Raw genomic sequence first — 20,901 nt, forward strand, 5'->3', positions numbered from 1 at the left:
TGTTGAGGGGCAGCCGCGACCTTCGATCCATCGTCTGACCGGACCTTGCGCCACAGCCACAAAGGCGGGCGCCTGCGGCGGGGATTAGGGTATGGCCTCTCAGGATGGGCGAGTGTTCGGCAAGGTTTTCCAGCATGACTCTTGCAAGGCAGGTCTTTCCTAGGATTTGCCCCGGCAGAGACGATCCTGAGACAACATTCCTGACGTTGAGACGATCTTGAAAGGCCTTCAGCCCATGAAACGCGTAACCCTGGCTCTCTCTCTTGCTCTCGCCGCCGGCCTCTCTGCCCAGGCCGCCGACGCGCAAACGCTCAAGACCATCAAGGACCGCGGCATGCTGTCCTGCGGCGTCAGCCAGGGCCTGCCCGGCTTCTCCTCGCCCGACGACAAGGGCAACTGGACCGGTATCGATGTCGACGTCTGCCGCGCGATCGCGGCGGCGGTCTTGAACGATCCGACCAAGATCAAGTTCGTGCCGCTGTCGGCCAAGGACCGCTTCACGGCGCTGCAATCCGGCGAGATCGACGTCTTGTCGCGCAACACCACCTGGACGGTGTCGCGCGATACCTCGCTCGGGGCCAATTTCACTGGCGTCACCTACTATGACGGGCAGGGCTTCATGGTGAAGAAGTCGCTCAAGGTCAATTCCGCGCTGGAGCTCAACAGCGCCTCAGTTTGCGTCCAGACCGGCACCACCACCGAGCTGAACCTCGCCGACTACTTCAAGGCCAACAACATGAAGTACGAGGTGATCGCGTTCGGCACGATCGACGAAGCGATCAAGGCCTACGAGTCCGGGCGCTGCGACGTTTTCACCGACGATTCATCCGGACTCTATGCCAGCCGCCTGAAGCTGACGAACCCTGCCGATCATGTCGTGCTCCCCGAGATCATTTCGAAGGAACCGCTGGGACCGATGGTGCGCCACGGCGACGATCAATGGTTCGACATCGTGAAATGGACGCTGTTCGCGATGGTCACGGCCGAGGAACTCGGTATCACCCAGAAGAACGTCGACGAGATGGCGAAGTCCGACAAGCCGGAGCTGAAGCGGGTGCTCGGCACCGACGGCAATCTCGGCGAACAGCTTGGCCTCACCAAGGACTGGGTGATCCGGATCGTGAAGGCGGTGGGCAATTACGGCGAGTCGTTCGATCGCAATGTCGGGGCCGGTTCGCCGCTCAAGATCAGCCGTGGTCTCAACAATCTCTGGACCAAGGGCGGCCTGCAATACGCGCCGCCGATCCGCTGATCGGTCGACGCGCAGGCTGCGCCGATGGGCGTCGAGGCCCGGAAACCGCCACCGCAACTCGCGCTGAAGCTGAAGCGCGCGCTCGGCGGCAAGGCAGGCTGGAACGGCGTTGCCGTCCAGCTCGTCTTTGGCGCGATCCTGGCCTGGATTGTCTATGAGGTCATCTCGAACGCCCGCACCAACCTGGAAGCCCAGCACATCGCTGCGGGTTTCGGGTTCCTCAACAACAGCGCCAGCTTCGACGTCAATCAGACCCTGATCTCCTATTCGGGGTCCGACACTTACTTCCGCGTCTTCCTGGTCGGCATCCTGAACACGTTGCTGGTCTCGGTGGTCGGCATCTTCTTTGCGACCTTGATCGGTTTCGTCGTTGCAATCTGCCGTTTGTCGCCGAACTGGCTGGTATCGCGCGTCGGCGGCCTCTATGTCGAGGCCATCCGCAACCTGCCGCTCTTGTTCCAGATCCTGTTCTGGTATCTCGCCGTGCTCGCCGCATTGCCGGCGCCGCGGCAGAGCCTTTCGATCTTCAATGCGATCTTCCTCAACAATCGGGGCGTGATCGTGCCGTCCCCGGAGGGGCAGCCCGGCCTCGTTCCGTTCCTCGCCGTGGTGGCGCTCGGCATCGTCGCCTCGCTGGTTTTGCGCAGCTATGCGCGGCGGGCGCTGTTTGCTCGAGGTCGCGCGATCCGGATCTGGCCGTACGTGCTGACATTGCTCGTCGGATTGCCTGTTGTCACGATGCTTGCGTTCGGTCCACCTGTCACGTTCGAATTTCCGCAGCTGAAGGGATTCAATTTCGCCGGCGGCGCGCGGATCATTCCGGAGCTCGTCGCATTGACGGTCGGATTGTCGACCTACACGGCGGCCTTCATCGCCGAGATCGTCCGCGCCGGCATCCTGTCGGTCCATAAGGGGCAGATGGAGGCAGGCTCGTCGCTGGGCCTCAGTCGCGGCGCGACCTTGCGGCTGATCGTGGTGCCGCAGGCCATGCGCGTGATCGTGCCGCCGCTCACCAACCAATACCTCAACCTGACGAAGAACTCGTCGCTTGCGGTCGCGATCGGCTATCCCGACCTGGTCTCGGTGTTCGCCGGCACGGCATTAAGCCAGACCGGACAGGCGATCGAGATCCTTGTCATGACGATGGGTGTTTATCTCCTGATCTCGCTCGCCACCAGCGCCATCATGAGCATCTACGGCTGGCGCCTTAGCCGGAGCCTGAGTGCATGAGCGATCTGGCCGCCTCGTCCTCCTTTGTCCGGCAGGATCTGGTTGCCGAGCGCCCCGCGCCGGTGACGACCACCGGTTTCGTCGGCTTCGTGCGCACGCGCCTGTTGAACTCGCCGACCAATATCCTGCTGACGATCCTCGGCCTCTTGCTGGTCTGGTACACCGTCGTTCCCACCATCAAGTTCCTGCTGGTCGATGCGGTCTGGAGCGGCAAGGATCGCACGGCCTGCCTCGCCGAAAATGCCGGCCATCCGGTCGGCGCCTGCTGGCCCTTTATCCAGGCCAAGTCCACGCAGCTCTTCTACGGCTTCTATCCGGAGGCCGAACTCTGGCGGGTCAACCTGACCTTTGCGCTCGGCGCAGTGCTGCTGTTGCCGCTGCTCATTCCGAAGTTGCCGGCCAAGGGCTTGAATGCCGGGCTGTTCTTCTTCGCCTTTCCGGTGGTGGCATTCTTCCTGCTGCATGGCGGCGGCATCACCGGCTTCGGCGTGAGCTGGGTGGCGGGCCTGCTGCAATTGTTCGCCGACAGCATCAGCGGCGTCGGCGAGGTTCTGGTCGGTCTGAGCAAGAGTTCGGCCGCCGGCCCGCTGCTCTGGGCGATCGGCAGCATCACCGGGCTGGTCGGCACGTTGCTGCACTGGGTGATCTTTCCATTGACCTGGCTGCGCGACCAGATGCAGGCGGCAGGACAGGGGCCCTGGCTCGACTTCCTGATCACGGCCGTGATCGTATCGGCGATCCTGTTCGTGCTCGGTGGCGGCGCGCGCACCGGTTCCCGACCGCTGATCGCCAGCCTCGCCACGTTCGCCGCGATGGCCGCGGTGATCAAGCTGATGGGGCTCGATCACGGCGGCTTGCCGATCGTCGACACGCGGCTGTGGGGCGGGCTACTGGTGACGCTGGTGATCGCGATCACTGGCATCGTGGCGTCATTGCCGATCGGCGTTGCGCTGGCGCTCGGCCGGCGATCGACCATTCCCCTGATCCGGATCTTCTCGATCATCTATATCGAATTCTGGCGCGGCGTGCCGTTGATCACCGTGCTGTTTTTTGCGACCTACATGCTGCCTCTGTTCCTGCCGGGCAATTTCACCGTCGACGGCCTGGTGCGCGCACTGATCGGAGTGTCGCTGTTCACCGGCGCCTATCAGGCCGAGAATCTGCGTGGCGGTCTGGCGGCGGTGCCGCGCGGGCAGGGCGAGGCGGCCTCCGCGCTCGGCCTGTCCTGGTGGAAGACCACTTCGCTGATCGTGCTGCCGCAGGCACTGCGCCACGTCATCCCCGCCATCGTCAACAGCTTCATCTCGCTGTTCAAGGACACCTCGCTGGTCTCGATCGTCGCGCTGTTCGATCTGCTCGGCTCGCTGCGCGCCTCTTTCGCCGATCCGGTCTGGACCACGCCCTCGACCGCCTTCACCGGCTTCGCCTTCACCGGAATCATCTACTTTGGCTTCTGCTTCGGCATGTCGCGCTACTCGCTCTTCGGCGAGCGCCGCCTCAATGCCCACCGCCGCAACTGATGGAGCTCACCGTGTCCGACCCCATCGTCAAGATTTCCGGCCTGAACAAATGGTATGGCGACTTTCACGTGCTGCGCGACATCGACCTCGAGGTCGAGAAGGGCGAGCGCATCGTGATCTGCGGTCCGTCGGGTTCAGGCAAGTCGACGCTGATCCGCTGCATCAACGCGCTGGAGGAATTCCAGGAGGGCGAGATCGTCGTTGATGGCATCGAGCTCGGGCCGAACCTCAAGCATGTCGATGCGGTGCGCCGCGAAGTCGGCATGGTGTTCCAGAGCTTCAATCTGTTTCCGCATCTCACCGTGCTGGACAATTGCACGCTGGCGCCGATCTGGGTGCGCAACATTCCCAAGAAGGATGCCGAGGAGACCGCGATGAAATTCCTGGAGCGGGTCAAGATTCCGCACCAGGCCAACAAGTTTCCCGGGCAGATGTCAGGCGGTCAGCAGCAGCGGGTCGCGATCGCGCGCGCCCTGACGATGAACCCGAAGGTGATGCTGTTCGACGAGCCGACCTCGGCGCTCGACCCCGAAATGGTCAAGGAGGTCCTCGACACCATGGTCGACCTAGCCAAGGAGGGCATGACCATGCTGGTCGTGACCCACGAGATGGGCTTTGCCCGGGAGGTCGCCAACCGCGTCGTGTTCATGGATGCCGGCCAGATCATCGAGGCCAACACGCCGAACGAGTTTTTCGCCACGCCCCAGCACGCCCGCACGAAACTGTTCCTGAGCCAGATCCTGCGCTGAAGTCCGGGAGCGCGTCCGATCTGGTGTGAGCGGCTTGGCGTCGACCGCCAGGCGCTAGACGAACGGCAACTTGATGTTGCTGCGCTTCTCCAGCCATTCCGGCACCGGCAGGTTCTTGGCGCGCATGAAGTCGGCGTTGAACAGCTTGGACTGGTAGCGGCTGCCGGAATCGCAGAGCACGGTGACGATGGTCTTGCCCGGCCCAAGCTGCTTTGCCAGCCGCATCGCGCCGACAATGTTGATGCCGGTCGAGCCGCCGAGGCACAGGCCTTCGTGCTGGAGCAACTCGTAGATCACAGTGACGGCTTCGGCATCGGGAACGAGGAATGCATCATCGACCTTCGCACTCTCGACGATCGCGGTCTTGCGGCCGAGCCCGATGCCCTCAGTGATGGAGTCACCGGGCGTCGCCTTGGCTTCACCGGTCCTGAAATATTCGAACATGCCGGCGCCATGCGGATCGGCGCAGGCAATCCGGATGTTCTTGTTCTTCTCTTTCAGATAGCGGCTGGTGCCGGCCAGCGTGCCGCCGCTGCCGACCGAGCAGACGAAGCCGTCGATCTTGCCGCCGGTCTGCTCCCAGATCTCGGGACCGGTCGAGTCGTAATGCGCCTTGGCATTGTCGAGGTTGTTCCACTGATCCGCGAACAGCACGCCGTTCGGTTCGGTCTTGCGCAGCTCGTCGGCCAAGCGGCGCCCGACATGCTGATAGTTGTTCGGATTGGAGTAGGGCAGTGCCGGCGATTCCAGGAGCTCGGCGCCGCACAGCTGCAGGAAGTCCTTCTTCTCTTGGCTCTGCGTCTCCGGAATTACGATCAGCGTGCGATAGCCGCGCGCGCTGGCTACGACCGCAAGGCCAATTCCGGTGTTGCCGGCGGTCGCTTCCACCACAAGGCCGCCCGGCTTCAGCTCGCCGCGCTTCTCGGCTTCCAGGATCATCCATTTGCCGGCGCGATCCTTGACCGACTGACCGGGATTCATGAACTCGGCCTTGCCGAGGATGGTGCAGCCGGTCAGTTCGGAGGCGCGCTTGAGCTTGATGAGCGGAGTGTTGCCGATGGCGTCGACAACGTCGTTTTTGATGGTCATGTCAGACAATTACCGGCTGGTTCAAGATATGGGCGCGACCCTAAAGTAGGGTCGCCGGCCACACAAGGCGAGGGCGCAAACTCTTATTGCTGCTTTGCGAAGATGACCTGCCGGACGTCGATGTTGCCGGAGAGGAATCCGGCCTCGCAATAGGCGAGATAGTACTCCCACAGCCGCCGGAACCGGTCGTCGAAACCGAGCGGCACGAGACCTGGCCACGCCGCACGGAAATTATTTCGCCAGGTGGCGAGCGTCTTGGCATAATCTTGTCCAAAGATGCGCTCGCGGATAACAGGAACGCCAAACCGCTCTCCCAGCGACTTCAAGATCGCCGGCGAGGGCAGCATGCCCCCGGGAAAGACATAGCGCTGGATGAAGTCGACCTCGCGCCGGTAGCCCTGGAAAAGCTTGTCCTGTATCGTGATGGCCTGGATGCCGGCCAACCCGCCGGGCAGCAGCCGGTCACGTAACTGGGCGAAATAGCGCGGCCAGAACTGCTCGCCGACCGCCTCGATCATCTCGATCGAAGCGATCCGGTCGTAACGATCGCGCTCGTCGCGATAGTCCTGGAGCCGGATCTCGACCTTCTCGGCGAGGCCCGCCTCAAAGATGCGCTTTTGCGCAAAGTCGCGCTGCTCGGTCGAGATCGTCAACCCAACCACGCGCGCGCCAAAAGTCTTGGCCGCAAATTCGGCGAAGCCGCCCCAGCCACAGCCGATCTCGAGCAGCTTCTGGCCTGGCTTCAGATCGATCGCCTCGGCGAGGCGGCGATATTTGTTGGTCTGCGCGGCCGTGAGATCTGCGGTCGATTCTTCGAACAAGGCGGACGAATAGGTCATGCTCGGATCGAGCCAAGCCGCGTAGAACGCGTTGCCGATGTCGTAGTGGGCGTGGATGTTGCGCCGTGCCTGGCGACGGGTGTTGCGGTTGAACCAGTGCCGCATCATCTGCACGAACCGCATCAAGGGCTTGTCGCGCAGCATGGCCTGGATCAGGTCGTGGTTGACGCAGAATAGGTAGAGAAATTGCGTGAGATCAGGCGTATCCCAGTCGCCGGCGAGATAGGCTTCGGCAATGCCGATGTCGCCGCCCTTGATCAGGCGCGAGGCGAAGCCGTAATTGTGCAGGCGCATGACCGCTTTTGGACCCGGCTCAACTCCGCCGAGCCTGATCACGCGCCCATCGGGCAGAGTGACATCGAGGGTGCCCCGCCGCAGTCGCGAGCCGAAGGTGAGCGCAAGGCGCACGATGCGCGGCAGGTCCGCAAGCACTGTATCGACGTCATCAGGTGTCACCGAGATAGCATTCGGCATCGGCAGATCCACGACCCCCACGGATACTGTCCGAGCGCGCTCATCCCGCTCCTATCGCTGCACCCGAGCGCGCCCCGGCAAACGGTCAGCGATCAATAATATAGGGACGTGTTTTGCCGCGTGCCAAGGACCGTTAGTGGATCGCGCCGGGAAAGCGTGCAGGCTGCCGCATTGCCGGCAATTCCCGTTCTGACGACCCCGATGCGCATTGTGGAAGTGGCCTGCCTGGCGTGACGCAGCTAAGGTGCGTTGCGGTGCAGGTTTCGGTGGAGCCCAGCTCCGGTTCGGCGGCTTCGGGGCAAGTGTGGCTGCAATATCACATGAAATCTTGGTAAGCTTGACCCGCGTTTCCGGATGTTTCGGAAGTGGAAGAAGTGATTGCGAGACAGGGATATCCTTCATTCCAATGACCCCGGCATCGCCTCATCGAGCCGTGTGCTTCGCAAGTGCGGGACTGTCCCGCAGTTCCGCGCCCGGCTAATATGGGTTTCAGGTTGCGCAGAAAGCATCACGCTGTGAACGAGTTTCAGAGAGGCCTCCGGCCGTCCGCCCGCGAATCGGCGATCCGGCCGCGCGGCGGTGGCACGATCAGCCCGGTAGAGGGTTGGAAGTGACACAGCGGATTCCAGCCATGCGGCAGTTGATCGGATCGGCATCCCGGACGCTGCGTGCGGCCGCGGTGGTGTGCCTTGCGTCGAGCTCGGGTGCCTGCGTGCTGACCCAAGACCTGCCCGATCCCGCACTGGATGTGCCCGCGCAATACAAATACGCCGGGAAGGTCGATGCGCCGCCATCGCTGGATTGGTGGCGCGGCTTCCGCTCGGCGGAGCTGACGCAGCTGATGGAGGAGGCGCAAACCGTCAATCTCGACATCGCCGCCGCCGTCTCGCGCATCGTCGAGGCCGACGCGCAGGCGCGGCAGGCAGGCGCGGCATTGTTGCCGAGCCTGTCGGGGACGGGACAAGAGACCTATTCGCGCACCTCCGGCTCCTCGGCTTCGGGACTGACCAATGGCGGCCGCGAGGTCGTCAATTACCAGGCTTCGCTGAGCGCCAGCTACCAGCTCGACTTCTGGGGCCAGAACCGCGACGCGCTGCAAACGGCGGAGGAGACCGCCCATGCCAGCCGCTTCGACCGCGACACCGTCGCGCTGACGACGCTTGCCGCCGTTGCCAATGCCTATTTCCAGGTGCTCGCCTCGCAGGACCGGCTGCGCACGGCCCAGCGCAACATCGCCAGTGCCCAGCGCATTCTCGATGCCATTCGCGAGCGCCGCAAGGCGGGGACGGGAACCGATCTCGACGTCGCCCAACAGGAGAGCGTGCTGGCGAACCAGAAGGCGCTGGTGCCGCCGCTGCGCCAGACCCTCGACCAGAACACCAATGCACTGGCGGTGCTGGTGTCGCGCCCGCCGGAGAGCGTGCGCCTCGCGGGCGGCTCGCTGGACAGGATTGCGATCCCGCGCGTCACGCCTGGCTTGCCGTCGGAGCTGTTGACGCAGCGACCCGACATCCGCCGGCAAGAAGCCCAGCTTGCCTCAGCCACCGCCAATATCGGCAATGCCCGCGCGCAGTTCTTCCCGACCATCCAGCTCACCGGCAATGGCGGCTATCAGAGCTCGGCGCTGGTCTCCCTGTTCCAGCCGCACGCGGCCTTCTTCCAGCTGGTCGGCAGCGCGACACAGCCGATCTTCGACGGCGGCAAGATCCTCGGCAATTTCGAATATGCCAAGGCACGACAGGACGAGTTGCTGCAGACCTACCGCAAGACCATCGTCCAGGCCTTCACCGACGTGGACAATGCGCTGTTTTCGATCAAGCAGACCACGATCAAGCTGCAATTGCAGCGTGATGTCCTCAACGCCTCGCGCCGGGCCTTCGACCTGTCGGAGCAGCAATTGCGCGCCGGCACCGCCGACATCGTCACTGTGCTCAACACCCAGCTGACCCTGTTCACAGCGGAAGACGCCCTGTCACAGGCGCAACTCGCGCGCCTTCTTGCCATTGTCAGCCTGTATCAGGCGCTCGGCGGCGGCTGGGAGCCGCGAATGGAGAAGCCGGTCAATGCTCTTTAAGCCGGATACGAAGCAAGGCGCTCAAGAAGGCGGGACGGCGAAAAAATCGCGCGGCCGCGGCTTCCTCATGACGCTGATCACGCTCGCGATCCTGGGCGGCCTCGGTTATCTCGGCTGGACCGTGTGGCACCAGCAGCCGCAGCAGCAAGCCGGCTTCGGTCGTGGCCAGCAGCGCCCGGATCTGCCGGTGCCGGTGCTGGCGGCAATGCCCAGGGTCCAGGATGTTCCTGTTTATCTCGACGGCGTCGGCGCGATCCGGGCGCTCAACACGGTCACGGTGCGCTCGCAGGTCGACGGCAAGCTGATCGCGGTGAAGTTCACTGAAGGCCAGGACGTCAAGAAAGGCGACGTGCTCGGCGAGATCGATCCGGCGCTTTATCAGGCGACCTATGACCAGGCCGTCGCCAAGAAGGCGCAGGACGAAGCCCAGCTCGCCAACCAGCGCATCGACCTGACGCGCTATGAGCAGCTCGCCGCGTCCAACGCCGGCTCCAAGCAGCAGGCCGACACCCAGCGCGCCGCGGTCGCGCAGACGGAGGCGCTGGTCAAGGCGGACCAGGCCGCGATCGACAATGCGGCGGCGACGCTGAGCTACACCAAGATCGTCGCGCCGATCTCGGGCCGTGTCGGTCTGCGCCAGGTCGATCAGGGCAACATCATCCACGCGGCCGACACCACCGGCCTCGTCGTCATCACGCAATTGCAGCCGATCGCGGTGTGGTTCAGCCTGCCGCAGCAGCAGATCATGCGCGTCAATGCGGCCGCCGCGAAAGGCGCGCTGTCGGTCGATGTGTTCGGCAACGACGGCGTCACGGTGATCGACACCGGCAAGCTTACCGGCATCGACAACCAGGTGGACCAGACCACCGGCACGCTCAAGCTCAAGGCCGAATTCCCCAATGCCAATTACCAGCTCTGGCCGGGCCAGTTCGTCAATGTCCGCCTCAAGGTCGAGACCTTGACGCAGGCGCTGGTGGTGCCGACATCGGCGGTGCAGCGCGGACCGATCGGCACCTTCAGCTACGTCATCGGCGAGGGTGACATCGTCTCGGCCAAGCCCGTGACGGTGACTCAGCAGAACGAGCACGACGCGGTCATCGCGACCGGTCTGACGGCGAACGACAAGGTCGTCACCACGGGCTTTGCCAATCTGTCCGACGGCTCCAAGGTCATCATCGGCCGTGACGAGCAGACGCCGTCGGCCGATCTCGCCCCGCGCAAGCGCACGCGTGCGCCGGATGCTCAGAAAAAGGACGGCCAGAAGGACGGCCAGAGCAAGGACAGCGAGTTCCGTGCCAAGCGGAAGAGCAGCGAAGGCGACCAGAAGGGCCAGACTGGACCTGCACCGGGGCCAGGGGCAAGTCCGAGTGCATCGGGACCTGGAGCCAAGCAGCCATGATCCCGACAACAGCCGCTTGAAGCGGCAGGCGTAACCCATGGGTGTCTCCGAACCCTTCATTCGCCGTCCGATCGCGACCTCGCTGCTCGGCATTGCGCTGCTCATCGGCGGGCTGCTGGGCTATTTCGCGCTGCCGGTGTCCGCGCTGCCCCAGGTCGACTTCCCGACCGTGCAGGTGACGACACAGTTGCCGGGTGCAAGCCCGGACGTGATCGCCTCGCTGATCACGGCGCCCCTGGAACGGCAGCTCGGTCAGATCCCGTCGCTGACGGCCATGAACTCGACCAGCTCGTTCGGCGTCAGCCAGATATCGCTCCAGTTCGACCTCAACCGCGACATCGACGGCGCTACCCAGGACGTGCAGGCGGCGATTAATGCCGCCGCCGGCGTCCTGCCCAAGACGCTGCCTTATCCGCCGACCTACGCCAAGGTGAATCCGGCGGATGCGCCGGTCATGACCCTGGCGCTACGCTCGGACACGATCTCGCTGCGCGCCATGAGCGACATCGCCGACACGCTGCTGGCCCAGCGTCTCAGCCAGATATCCGGCGTCGGCCGCGTTTCCGTGCTCGGCGGGTTGAAGCCGGCCGTGCGCATCCAGGCCGATCTGGCGCGCCTTGCGGCCTACGGCATCGCCATGGAGGATCTGCGCGCCGCGATCGCCAATGCCAACGTCTCCGGGCCCAAGGGCTCGCTCGACGGCGCCCAGCAATCCTACATCATCGCCGCCAACGACCAGATCGCCGCCGCCGACGCCTACAGGCCGATCATCATCGCCTATCGCAACGGTTCGCCGGTGACGATCGGCGACGTCGCGCAGATCGTCGACGGGCTCGAGAACGACCGCACCGGCGGCTGGTACCAGGGCACGCCGGCCGTCATCATCGACATCCAGCGCCAGCCCGGCGCCAATGTGATCGACGTCGTCAAACAGATCCGAACCGAAATCCCGAGGGTTCAGCGTGCCATTCCGGCGGGCGTGAATCTCACCATCGTCTCCGACCGCACTGTCACCATTCGCGCTTCGGTCCACGATGTGCAGTTCACGCTGGTCCTCAGCGTGGTGCTGGTGACGCTGGTGGTGCTTCTGTTTCTGCGCTCGTTGCGCGCTACGCTGATCGCGGGCGTAGCGCTGCCGCTGTCGCTGATCACGAGCTTCGGCATCATGTATTTTGCCGGCTTCAGCCTCGACAATCTGTCGCTGATGGCGCTCACGATCGGCACCGGCTTCGTCGTCGATGATGCCATCGTCATGATCGAGAACATCGTCCGCCACATGGAGAATGGCGACAGCGCGATGCAGGCCTCGCTGAAGGGTGCCAGCGAAATCGGCTTCACCGTGATCTCGCTGACGGTATCACTGATCGCGGTGTTCATCCCGCTTTTGTTCATGTCGGGCCTTGTCGGACGCATGTTCCGCGAATTCGCGCTGACGCTGACTATCGCGGTCGTGACCTCTGCGGTGGTGTCGTTGACGCTGACGCCGATGATGTGCTCGCGGCTGCTTCGGCATGCGCATCAGGAGCTTGCGGTGCCGGGCCTTGCTGCCATCAGCCGCTTCATCGACCGTACCGTCGAATTCTACCACCGCACGCTGCTCTGGGTGCTGGAGCGTCAGCGCGCCACGCTGGTCGTGACCTTCGCGACGCTGGTCGCGACCCTGATCCTCTACGTTGTCGCGCCAAAGGGTTTCCTGCCGCTTCAAGACACGGCCTCGATCACGGCGGTGACGGAGGCGGGCCCGGATGTGTCGTTCGCGGAGATGCAGAAGCGGCAGGCTGAGGCCGCCGACGCCATCAAGGCCGATCCCGACGTGACAGGTGTGGTCTCGGTCATCGGTGCGGGGTCGGTCAATCCGACCACCAATGTCGGGCGCCTCGTCATGACGCTGAAGCCGCGCGGCGAGCGGCGTGACGATGTCGCCGTAGTCGTGACCCGGCTGAAAGAGCGTGTGTCAGGCATTCCCGGCATGACCGTCTACTTCCAGCCGGTGCAGGATGTGCAGATTTCGACCCAGTCGAGCCGCTCGCAATACCAGTACACGCTGACCGGCACCGATGCGACGTTGGTTTCCGAATGGGCGCGAAAGCTCGTCGACGAGATGCGGCGCGAGCCCTTGTTCCGCGATGTCTCTTCTGAGGCGCAGGAAGGTGGCCTGCGCGCGCAGCTCGATGTCGATCGCACCCGTGCCGGCCAGCTCGGCGTCAGCCTGCAGGCCATCACCGACACGCTGAACGACGCGTTTGCGCAGCGGCAGATCTCGACCATCTACGGCCAGGCCAACCAGTACCGCGTGGTGCTGGAAGCGCTGCCGATGTACCAGCGCGATCCCTCGATCCTGTCGAAACTCTATCTGCCGGGCGGGGCGAGTGCCACGATCGGCGCGCCGAACGCCCAGGTGCCGCTCTCCGCGGTGGCGACGCTGAAGCGCACCACGGCGCCGCTCGCGATTTCGCACCAGGCGCAATTCCCGGCGATCTCGCTCAGCTTCAATCTCGCGCCGGGCGCGGCGCTCGGCGATGCCGTCGAAGCGGTAAAGACGATCGAGACCCGCATCGGCATGCCCAACAGCATCGTCGGCGTCTACGCAGGCGATGCCGCCGAATTCGCCAAGGCGCTCGCCGGCCAGCCCTGGCTGCTGCTCGCCGCCGTGATCACGATCTACATCGTGCTGGGCGTGCTCTATGAGAGCTACATCCACCCGATCACCATCCTCTCGACGCTGCCCTCGGCCGGCGTCGGCGCCATCTTGGCGCTGATCCTGTGCGGGCAGGACCTCTCGGTGATCGGCCTGATCGGCATAATCCTGTTGATGGGCATCGTCAAGAAGAACGCGATCATGATGATCGACTTCGCGCTCGAGGCCGAGCGCGGGCAGGGCATGCCGGCGCATGCGGCGATCGTGCAGGCGTGCCTGTTGCGCTTCCGCCCGATCATGATGACGACGCTGGCCGCGCTGTTCGGCGCACTGCCGCTGGCGATCGAGAGCGGCACCGGCGCCGAGCTGCGCTTTCCGCTCGGCATCTCCATCATCGGCGGCCTGCTGCTGAGCCAGCTGCTGACGCTCTACACCACCCCGGTGATCTACCTCGCGCTCGATCGCATCAACCGCCGCCTCGAGCAGGCCTTGCCGCCGCCGGAGCCCGACGCGCCCACGGCCGGCGCGACCGAGGGGATGCAGTGATGGCATCGATCTCGGAGCCGTTCATTCGCCGCCCGGTCGCAACCACGCTGCTGTCGATCGGGCTGTTCCTGCTGGGCGGCGTCGCCTACGAGTTCCTGCCGGTCGCATCCGTTCCGAACGTCGACTTCCCCGCGATCTTCGTCTCGGCAAGCCGTCCCGGCGCCGATCCGTCGGTGATGGCCGCAACCGTCGCTGCGCCATTGGAACGGCGGCTCGGCGAGATCGCAGGGATCAACCAGATCACGTCGACGAGCTCGCTCGGCACGTCGAACATCCAGCTCCAGTTCGACATCGGCCGCAACATCGACAAGGCGGCGCGCGACGTGCAGGCCGCCATCAACGCCGCGCTGGTGGATTTGCCAAGCGATCTGCCAGCGCTGCCGCGCTTTCGCAAAGCGAACACGGCCGGCGCGCCCGTCTTTGTGCTGGCGCTGACCTCGAAGACGTTGTCCGCCAGCGCCATCTACGACGTCGCCGATACCGTGCTGGCGCAGCGCATCTCGCAGGTGCCTGGGGTCGGTGACGTGACTGTGTCAGGCGCCGACCAGCCGGCGGTGCGGATCCAGCTCAACCCGGTGGCGCTGTCGAATGCGGGCATCGCCACCGACGACGTCCGGACCGCGATCGTCAACGCCAACCCGCTCGGTCCCGTCGGCATCTTCAACGGCGAGCGTCAGAGCGAGACGCTCGCGCTCAACCGGCAGATGCGCACGGCGAAAGAATTCCGCGACATCGTCGTCAAGAGTGCGAACGGCAATTTCGTCCGGCTCTCCGATGTCGCCGACATCGAGGACAGCGTCCGCAACGCGCGCTCGATCGCCTGGTTCAACAAGCAGCCGGCGGTGCTGATCCAGATCACCAAGCAGGGCGACGCCAACGTCATCGACACCGTCGACCGGGTCAAGGCGCTGATCCCCGCGCTGAAGCAGTGGATCCCGGCCGGCGTCGATGTCTCCACGCTGGTCGACCGCACTTCGACGATCCGCGCCAGCGTCATGGACATGCAGTGGACATTGCTCGCAACCGCCATCCTGGTGATGGTCGTGGTGTTCGTGTTCCTGCGCCGCGTGACGCCGACCATCGCCGCCGGCATCTCGGTGCCGCTGGCGCTGGCCGGCACCTGCGCCGGGATGTGGGTCGCCGGCTTCTCGATCGACAATCTGTCGCTGATGGCGCTGGCGATCTCGGTCGGCTTCGTGGTCGACGACGCCATCGTGATGATCGAGAACATGTTCCGCAATCTCGAGCACGGCATGCGGCCGATGCGGGCCGCGCTGGAAGGGGCCAGGCAGATCGGCTTCACCGTGGTCTCGATCAGCCTGTCGCTGATCGCCGCGTTCACCCCGCTGATCTTCATGGACGGCATTGTCGGTCGGCTGCTGCGCGAGTTCTCGCTGACGCTGACCTTCGCGATCGTCGTTTCGACGCTGGTCTCGCTGACGGTCACGCCGATGATCTGCGCCCATTACATCAGGCAGACGCCCTCAGGATCTGCCACGCTGTTCGACCGCCTGATCGAAGGCTCGCTGTCGCGCATCGTCTCCTTTTACGCCCGCACCTTGCGCGCGGTGCTCGAGTTCCCGCTGCTGACGCTGCTGGTGTTCTTCGCCACCATCGGCCTGACGGTGCTGCTCTACGCCAAGGTGCCCAAGGGCTATTTCCCGACGGATGATTCCGGCTTCGTCATCGGCGCGACGCGCGCCTCGGCCGATATCTCGTTCCAGTCGATGCTGACGCTCCAGCAGCGCCTCGCCGACATCGTGATGCAGGATCCGGCGGTCGCCGGCATCGGGTCGACCGTCGGCGGCGGAGGCGGGCCGGGGGGCGCGACCTCGAACCGCGGCGTCATGTTCATCAGCCTGAAGCCGCCGGAGGAGCGGGATCACGTCTCGACCCAGGTGGTGATTGATCGGCTGCGGAAGGCACTGTTTCCGGTCCCCGGCATCCGCCTCTTCATGTTCGCCGCGCAGGACGTTCGCGCCGGCGGCCGGCAGAGCGATTCAAACTACCAGTACACGCTCTCCAGCACCGATCTCGATCTGCTGCAGAAATGGGCGCCGATCGTGGCCAAGCGCATGGAGACGGTCGAGGGCATCACGGATGTTTCCAGCGACCGTGATCCCGGCGGCCTTCAGCTTACATTGAACATCGACCGTCAGAAGGCCGCGAGCCTCGGCGTCAAGGTCCAGGACATCGACAATGCGCTGAACAACGCCTTCTCGCAGCGTCAGATCTCGATCATCTATACTCAGCGCAACCAGTACATGACGGTGCTGGAAATCGATCCGAAATTCCAGGTCGATCCGTCCAACCTCGATCGCATCTATGTCGCGGGCGCGGGCGATGTGCAGGTGCCGCTCTCCGCGGTGGTGCATGCGACGCGCGGGCTTGCCGCGCTCGCGGTCTACCATTCGCAGTCGGTGCCTTCGACCACCGTGTCGTTCAACACGTTGCCCGATGTGCAGCTCCAGGCGGCAACGCAGAACATCCAGCGCGCGGTCGACGAGCTGCATATGCCCGAGGGCATTCGCGGCAGCTTTGACGGCAATGCCGGCGACTTCGCCAAGACCAGCGGCCGGCAGCCGCTGCTAATCCTCGGCGCGCTGGTGGCGATGTATATCGTGCTCGGGGTGCTCTACGAGAGCCTCGCCCATCCGCTCACGATCATCTCGACGTTGCCGTCAGCCGGCCTCGGCGCGCTGCTTGCGCTGCAGATCACCAACACGCCGCTGACGGTGATCGCGTTCGTCGGCATCATCCTGTTGATCGGCATCGTCAAGAAGAACGGCATCATGATGGTCGACTTCGCGCTCGATGCCGAGCGCCAGCGCGGCCTGTCCTCGGCGGAAGCGATCTTTGAGGCGTGCCAGGCACGTTTCCGCCCGATCCTGATGACGACCATGGCCGCGTTGTTCGCCGGCCTTCCGCTGGTGGTCGCGACCGGGCCGGGCACGGAGCTGCGCCGCCCGCTTGGTATCACCATCATCGGCGGCCTGTTCGTGTCGCAGATCCTGACGCTCTACACCACGCCGGTGATCTACCTGCTGATCGATCGCCTGCGACGGCGCTCCGAGCCGCGCGCGCTGGCGGCACCGGCGGAATAGGTTGTTGAACCGCCATGCGAAGCGTATAGCGGCGGTTATGTCGAAACCTGCTGAGATCACGGCCGCAGCGCCCGAGCCGATCCCCGAATGTCCGCACTGCCAGAAGCCGATGCCGCTCTGCATCTGCGACAGTGTCACGCCGATCGAGAACAAGCTGTCGCTCCTGATCCTTCAGCATCCGCAGGAGCAGGACAGGGCGCTGGGTACCGCACGGCTGCTCGCCAGACATTTCCCGGATGCGACGTTGCGGGTTGGACTGTCCTGGCCGAGCCTGTCCAAGGCGCTGGGCCATCCGATCGAGAACGCCTCGCATTGGGCCGTGCTCTATCTTGGCTCGGCCCGCGCGGCCGATCTCGAGGCGGAGGGCGAGATCGTCGCGCTCAATCGCAAGGGCGAGATCGCAGACAACCAGCGCACCGCCTTGGGAAAGCTCGAAGGCGTGGTGCTGCTCGATGGCACCTGGAGCCAGGCCAAGGCGCTGTGGTGGCGCAATCCGTGGATGCTGAAGTGCCAGCGCGTCATCCTCAACCCGGCGCATCCGTCGCGCTACGGGCGCTTGCGCCGCGAGCCGCGCAAGGACGGGCTGTCGACCATCGAAGCCGCGGCCATGCTGCTGGCCGGACTGGAGAAGCGCCCGGATATCGCCGAGACGCTGAATGCGAGCTTCGAACGGATGCTGGCGCGCTACCGCGAAGTTCAGGCCGAGATGCCGGAACTGGCGCCAAAGCCGGCAGCAAAGGGCCGCCGGGGCGATTTTCGCCGCGGCAAACGGTCCTGAATACGCCGAGGACGCGCGGGCAACGAGGCACGCCGAACGCCTTAGGGTGACAGCGGGATCGTCTCGACGCGCAGACAGGGGCGACACTGGAAGGCGTGCACTGCGGGCAGATCGAGGATGGCCGGGAGGGTCGCTAAGAACGTCATCGGACGTCGGCAGCGCGAGCAGATCAGAATCGGTGGGTCGGCTTTGACCGGGGCGGACATCATGCCCGGCAGGGTACGGCCACCGGCGACAGAGATCATGCCGGGTCAACTACTGGAACGCTATCGGAAGTCGGCAGCTTGGCCAGACTTTCGCACGCTGGGTTGACCGGCCGGACGCGGCCCTATATTCGAGTGGCACCTTCGGACCGCTCCGAGGGCGTGGGGACTTCTCGGGGAACTTGTACCGTTTTCGTCAGCGTTTGTGCGTTTCGCGCAGACCGTTGAGAATGGCCCAGGTCATCCTTACCCACTGACAAACTCGTCCTTTCGACAATGGGGCCACGTGGCGGAGTGGTTACGCAACGGTCTGCAAAACCGTGTACACCAGTTCAATTCTGGTCGTGGCCTCCATAGCAACTCATTGATATATAATCAAAAATAGGCTTGCGGACATGCTGTCACGCTTGTCGATGGCGCCTGCGCGCGGAGCGCGCCCACCGGGTTCGCCCGGGGTGGTTGGAAACCCCCGATTCAGGTCGGTTGGCATAGGGTTCGCATCAACTGGGTGATGCAGTCCCAACAACGAGCTGGAGAGCACGTGGGCGAGATCGTCCGATTTATCCCGAAGTCCGAGCTGGAGAGGGCTCGCCTCATTCGCGAGGCGCGCGCGATCTATGACAGCATCTTTCCGCCTGCCGCCCACGATCGGGCGACCCAGAGCGGCGAGGAAAGCGTCAAGAATTGATCGCAGGATCCGGTCGTGCGCGGCCGGGTTTTAAGGCTTGGCCAGAGGACTCAGGAGGCCGCGTACCAGCCGTCCGGGAAGGGCAGTAGCGGCCAGGCGCCCTCATTGTCGTTGGCGGCTTTGGGCGTCGCATCGAAGGTCCATGTATGGGACACGAACTCCTCCAGCGCGGGCGCGAATTCTTCATGAGTCATGGCGTCACGGACCGCATCCAGCATCAAATTGAATTCGGCTTCGCTCATCACACCCTCCGGACCACGGATGGCGCACTGTCGCAAAGCCGGTTTGTTTCTCGATTGACCCGATCGTTCGCATTTTAACGATCGGGCGATCGGGCTCCGATTGGTTAGCTATTCCTGAAAATCCCCTGGGGAACTCTAGGTTCCTACGCGGCCGCGCCAGTGTGAAAGAGATCACATCTTCCGACGTTTATTCCTCTTACGTCTGTACCCACACCGGCCAAAGGCAGGCTGTGTGCAGGCAGACAGGAGACCGGTCATGAAGGCGAGGTTCTTGCGGTTTGCGGGTGTGAGAAGCCGGGCGCGTCGCGCCTCGACGGTCGGGCTGTTCCTGGCGCTGTTTTCGCCTACAGCCCATGGCCAACAGGGCACGCCGGAGCCACGGCGGGCGTGCAGGGCTGACGTCTATCGACTCTGCGCTGGAGAAATCCCTGATGTCCGGCCATCACGGCGTGCCTGCGGCGCAAACTCTCCAGCCTGAGGGCGCCGCGCGGTGTTCGACTGGGCCGGGGGAAGCCGCCTGTGGATTTGTGCGCAGCAAGTGCTTTGCGATCTGATGCAAATCCGTCTTACACCTGATGTGGATATGCTGCGGATAAGCTGTGGATCTGTGCGTATCCGACGCAGATGTAGTGGTCGTGAGAATCATATCTGACAGAGTCATGACCCAGTTGAACCTGTCGGCCAAACTCACTGGTCGGGGCCACCGTCGCGCGATGAGCGAAGCCGAATTCGCCCGCGGCACCTAGGTCAACTGCAACCCCTGCGTGCAATATATCTTGATCGGCGGTGATCCAGAGTGACGGGCCCGCCTTGAACGCGGCCACAGGCGACAGCGACTAACCTTGGAGTGCCTCAGGATCAGTGGAACGTGATCAAGCCTCCCTCTTGTAAAGCACCAAAATGGTGCTTTAGTGCTTTCCATGAGCCCGTCACCTCGAAACGCGCCATCGGCGCTTCGCTACAGGCTTGCCCCTGACCCGGTCGCCAAGGCCGCCATGGAGGCGACGTTCAGGGCGTATGACCGTATGATGCAGATCCTGGATGAGGTCGCACGGACCCATAATGTGGGCTCCAACGTCGTGCTGCTGCATGCCCATGCGTATGAGCCGATCCGGAAAGAAACCGCACTGCCGTCCCGCCTGGTAACGCTGGGCCTGCGCGACCGCGCCGATTATCGCGCGGCGCAGGGCCGGCGGCTGCCGCTCGACGACAAGCTCGCCAAGATCAAGGGCCCTGCGACCATTTCGATTGCAACCGTGCAAGGGCGTTTCAGCGTGCCCTTCGACTATGCCGGCTACGCAGAGGGCTGGGGCCAGAGCGTGCCCGCGCATCTGATCCGCACCGACGACGGTTTCGAGGTTCACTACGGCGTCACGCCGAACAGTCTGCCAGAGGAGGAGAACGCCATGGATACCATCGCAGCCGCTCCCGAGAATTTCCTGTCCCGGGTCGGACGTCTGATCGCCGGCATCGCCTATGACGCGATCGAGCAGGCGGAAGGCAACAACAAGCTGAAAGTGGTCGGCCAGGCCATCCGCGAGATCGAGCGCGCCGAGAGCGAGGCGCGTGATGCGCTCGCGGCTGCGCGCGCGGAGGAATACCGCCTCAACGCGCGTCGCACCGAAATCGAACGCGAGATGACCGATCTCGCCGCCAAGATCGAGGGCGCGGTCGCCGACAGCCGCGACGATCTCGCCCGCGCCGGCATCGCCCGGCAGATGGATCTGGAGGCGCAGTTCGAGGTGCTTTCCCGAGCCATCGACGAGAACAACGAGAAGATCGAGCAATGCGTGACCTCACTGCGTGCCGTGCTCTCGGCGCTCCAGGATGCCGAGCAGCGCCGCGTTGATCTGGAAAAAAGCGAGGCGGCCGCGAGCCACCAGGCTTCGAATTCGCCGCGCAAGCGCAGCGGCGGCTCCGCGGCGGCGAAAGCGTTGCGCGCGGGCAGGGTGGTCGCGCGCGTCACCGGCGTGCCACCGGGCATTCCGTATTCGAGCGACATCGACGAACTGAGCGCGCTCCATCGCGACAAGGAGATTGCGGCGAGGCTCGCGCGGTTGAAGTCGCGCTCCTGAG

Annotated in this window: 14 protein-coding genes, 1 tRNA gene and 1 pseudogene; 13 read left to right on the forward strand and 3 right to left on the reverse strand. The window is 64.2% G+C overall.

The window, feature by feature from the left end; genetic code table 11:
- Positions 1-235 precede the first annotated feature (235 nt).
- From IF809_RS24500 to IF809_RS24515, 4 genes are read left to right on the forward strand one after another with little or no spacing between them, the layout of a single operon-like run.
- The gene (locus IF809_RS24500) at positions 236-1,252 is read left to right on the forward strand and encodes an amino acid ABC transporter substrate-binding protein (protein ID WP_453978967.1); all 1,017 of its coding nucleotides are present in this window, start codon (positions 236-238) and stop codon (positions 1,250-1,252) included.
- 24 nt (positions 1,253-1,276) lie between these two features.
- The gene (locus IF809_RS24505; RefSeq protein ID WP_462838778.1) at positions 1,277-2,482 is read left to right on the forward strand and encodes an amino acid ABC transporter permease; all 1,206 of its coding nucleotides are present in this window, start codon (positions 1,277-1,279) and stop codon (positions 2,480-2,482) included.
- Positions 2,479-4,002 carry an amino acid ABC transporter permease gene (locus tag IF809_RS24510; RefSeq protein WP_462838779.1) on the forward strand — a complete coding sequence of 508 codons (1,524 nt, stop codon included), beginning with the start codon at positions 2,479-2,481 and terminating at the stop codon, positions 4,000-4,002. Before IF809_RS24505 ends, IF809_RS24510 begins: the two co-directional genes overlap by 4 nt.
- Before the next feature lie 11 nt (positions 4,003-4,013).
- The gene (locus IF809_RS24515; RefSeq protein WP_128966173.1) at positions 4,014-4,751 is read left to right on the forward strand and encodes an amino acid ABC transporter ATP-binding protein; all 738 of its coding nucleotides are present in this window, start codon (positions 4,014-4,016) and stop codon (positions 4,749-4,751) included.
- 54 nt (positions 4,752-4,805) lie between these two features.
- Here IF809_RS24515 and IF809_RS24520 read toward each other — a convergent pair whose 3' ends face one another.
- On the reverse strand, positions 4,806-5,840 hold the full coding sequence (locus IF809_RS24520; protein ID WP_462838780.1) for a cysteine synthase A: 1,035 nt from the start codon (positions 5,838-5,840) through the stop codon (positions 4,806-4,808).
- An 83-nt stretch (positions 5,841-5,923) separates the two neighbouring features.
- A complete protein-coding gene (locus IF809_RS24525) occupies positions 5,924-7,153 on the reverse strand; it encodes a class I SAM-dependent methyltransferase (protein WP_453990968.1) in 1,230 nt (409 codons plus the stop codon).
- Positions 7,154-7,784: 631 nt separating this feature from the next.
- On the opposite strand from IF809_RS24525, the gene IF809_RS24530 reads away from it, so the two are divergent.
- The 7 genes from IF809_RS24530 to IF809_RS24560 all read left to right on the forward strand — a co-directional run bounded on the left by IF809_RS24530 (position 7,785) and on the right by IF809_RS24560 (position 18,583).
- Entirely contained in the window at positions 7,785-9,227 is a 1,443-nt protein-coding gene (locus IF809_RS24530) for an efflux transporter outer membrane subunit (RefSeq protein ID WP_453978962.1), read from the forward strand.
- Complete coding sequence (locus tag IF809_RS24535) at positions 9,217-10,626, forward strand: efflux RND transporter periplasmic adaptor subunit (RefSeq protein WP_462838781.1); 1,410 nt, start codon at positions 9,217-9,219, stop codon at positions 10,624-10,626. Before IF809_RS24530 ends, IF809_RS24535 begins: the two co-directional genes overlap by 11 nt.
- A 37-nt stretch (positions 10,627-10,663) precedes the next feature.
- The gene (locus IF809_RS24540; protein ID WP_462838782.1) at positions 10,664-13,810 is read left to right on the forward strand and encodes an efflux RND transporter permease subunit; all 3,147 of its coding nucleotides are present in this window, start codon (positions 10,664-10,666) and stop codon (positions 13,808-13,810) included.
- Complete coding sequence (locus tag IF809_RS24545) at positions 13,810-16,914, forward strand: efflux RND transporter permease subunit (protein ID WP_128966179.1); 3,105 nt, start codon at positions 13,810-13,812, stop codon at positions 16,912-16,914. The genes IF809_RS24540 and IF809_RS24545 overlap by 1 nt, the downstream gene beginning before the upstream one ends.
- Positions 16,915-16,951: 37 nt before the next feature.
- Entirely contained in the window at positions 16,952-17,692 is a 741-nt protein-coding gene (locus IF809_RS24550; RefSeq protein WP_462838783.1) for a tRNA-uridine aminocarboxypropyltransferase, read from the forward strand.
- Between the two features lie 483 nt (positions 17,693-18,175).
- A tRNA-Cys gene (locus IF809_RS24555) sits at positions 18,176-18,249 on the forward strand.
- A 187-nt stretch (positions 18,250-18,436) separates the two neighbouring features.
- Positions 18,437-18,583: a hypothetical protein gene (locus IF809_RS24560; RefSeq protein WP_462838784.1), complete on the forward strand. Its 147-nt coding sequence runs from the start codon at positions 18,437-18,439 to the stop codon at positions 18,581-18,583.
- A gap of 50 nt (positions 18,584-18,633) precedes the next feature.
- On the opposite strand, the gene IF809_RS24565 is transcribed toward IF809_RS24560, so the two are convergent.
- Complete coding sequence (locus IF809_RS24565) at positions 18,634-18,825, reverse strand: hypothetical protein (protein ID WP_462838785.1); 192 nt, start codon at positions 18,823-18,825, stop codon at positions 18,634-18,636.
- Positions 18,826-19,081: 256 nt separating this feature from the next.
- On the opposite strand from IF809_RS24565, the pseudogene IF809_RS24570 reads away from it, so the two are divergent.
- Together IF809_RS24570 and IF809_RS24575 are read left to right on the forward strand one after the other, a co-directional pair.
- Positions 19,082-19,336: pseudogene (locus tag IF809_RS24570) on the forward strand (hypothetical protein); the annotation flags it as partial.
- A gap of 400 nt (positions 19,337-19,736) precedes the next feature.
- The gene (locus tag IF809_RS24575) at positions 19,737-20,900 is read left to right on the forward strand and encodes a PspA/IM30 family protein (RefSeq protein ID WP_462838786.1); all 1,164 of its coding nucleotides are present in this window, start codon (positions 19,737-19,739) and stop codon (positions 20,898-20,900) included.
- Position 20,901: the final 1 nt, after the last annotated feature.

Source organism: Bradyrhizobium sp. UFLA06-24, assembly GCF_054967145.1.

What these genes read in the sequence shown, in the direction of transcription:
- IF809_RS24500 (WP_453978967.1), top strand. Translation starts at nt 236, where the DNA reads ATGAAACGCGTAACCCTGGCTCTCTCTCTTGCTCTCGCCGCCGGCCTC.
- IF809_RS24505 (WP_462838778.1), top strand. Translation starts at nt 1,277, where the DNA reads ATGGGCGTCGAGGCCCGGAAACCGCCACCGCAACTCGCGCTGAAGCTG.
- IF809_RS24510 (WP_462838779.1), top strand. Translation starts at nt 2,479, where the DNA reads ATGAGCGATCTGGCCGCCTCGTCCTCCTTTGTCCGGCAGGATCTGGTT.
- IF809_RS24520 (WP_462838780.1), bottom strand. Translation starts at nt 5,840, where the DNA reads ATGACCATCAAAAACGACGTTGTCGACGCCATCGGCAACACTCCGCTC.
- IF809_RS24525 (WP_453990968.1), bottom strand. Translation starts at nt 7,153, where the DNA reads ATGCCGAATGCTATCTCGGTGACACCTGATGACGTCGATACAGTGCTT.
- IF809_RS24530 (WP_453978962.1), top strand. Translation starts at nt 7,785, where the DNA reads ATGCGGCAGTTGATCGGATCGGCATCCCGGACGCTGCGTGCGGCCGCG.
- IF809_RS24535 (WP_462838781.1), top strand. Translation starts at nt 9,217, where the DNA reads ATGCTCTTTAAGCCGGATACGAAGCAAGGCGCTCAAGAAGGCGGGACG.
- IF809_RS24540 (WP_462838782.1), top strand. Translation starts at nt 10,664, where the DNA reads ATGGGTGTCTCCGAACCCTTCATTCGCCGTCCGATCGCGACCTCGCTG.
- IF809_RS24545 (WP_128966179.1), top strand. Translation starts at nt 13,810, where the DNA reads ATGGCATCGATCTCGGAGCCGTTCATTCGCCGCCCGGTCGCAACCACG.
- IF809_RS24550 (WP_462838783.1), top strand. Translation starts at nt 16,952, where the DNA reads ATGTCGAAACCTGCTGAGATCACGGCCGCAGCGCCCGAGCCGATCCCC.
- IF809_RS24565 (WP_462838785.1), bottom strand. Translation starts at nt 18,825, where the DNA reads ATGAGCGAAGCCGAATTCAATTTGATGCTGGATGCGGTCCGTGACGCC.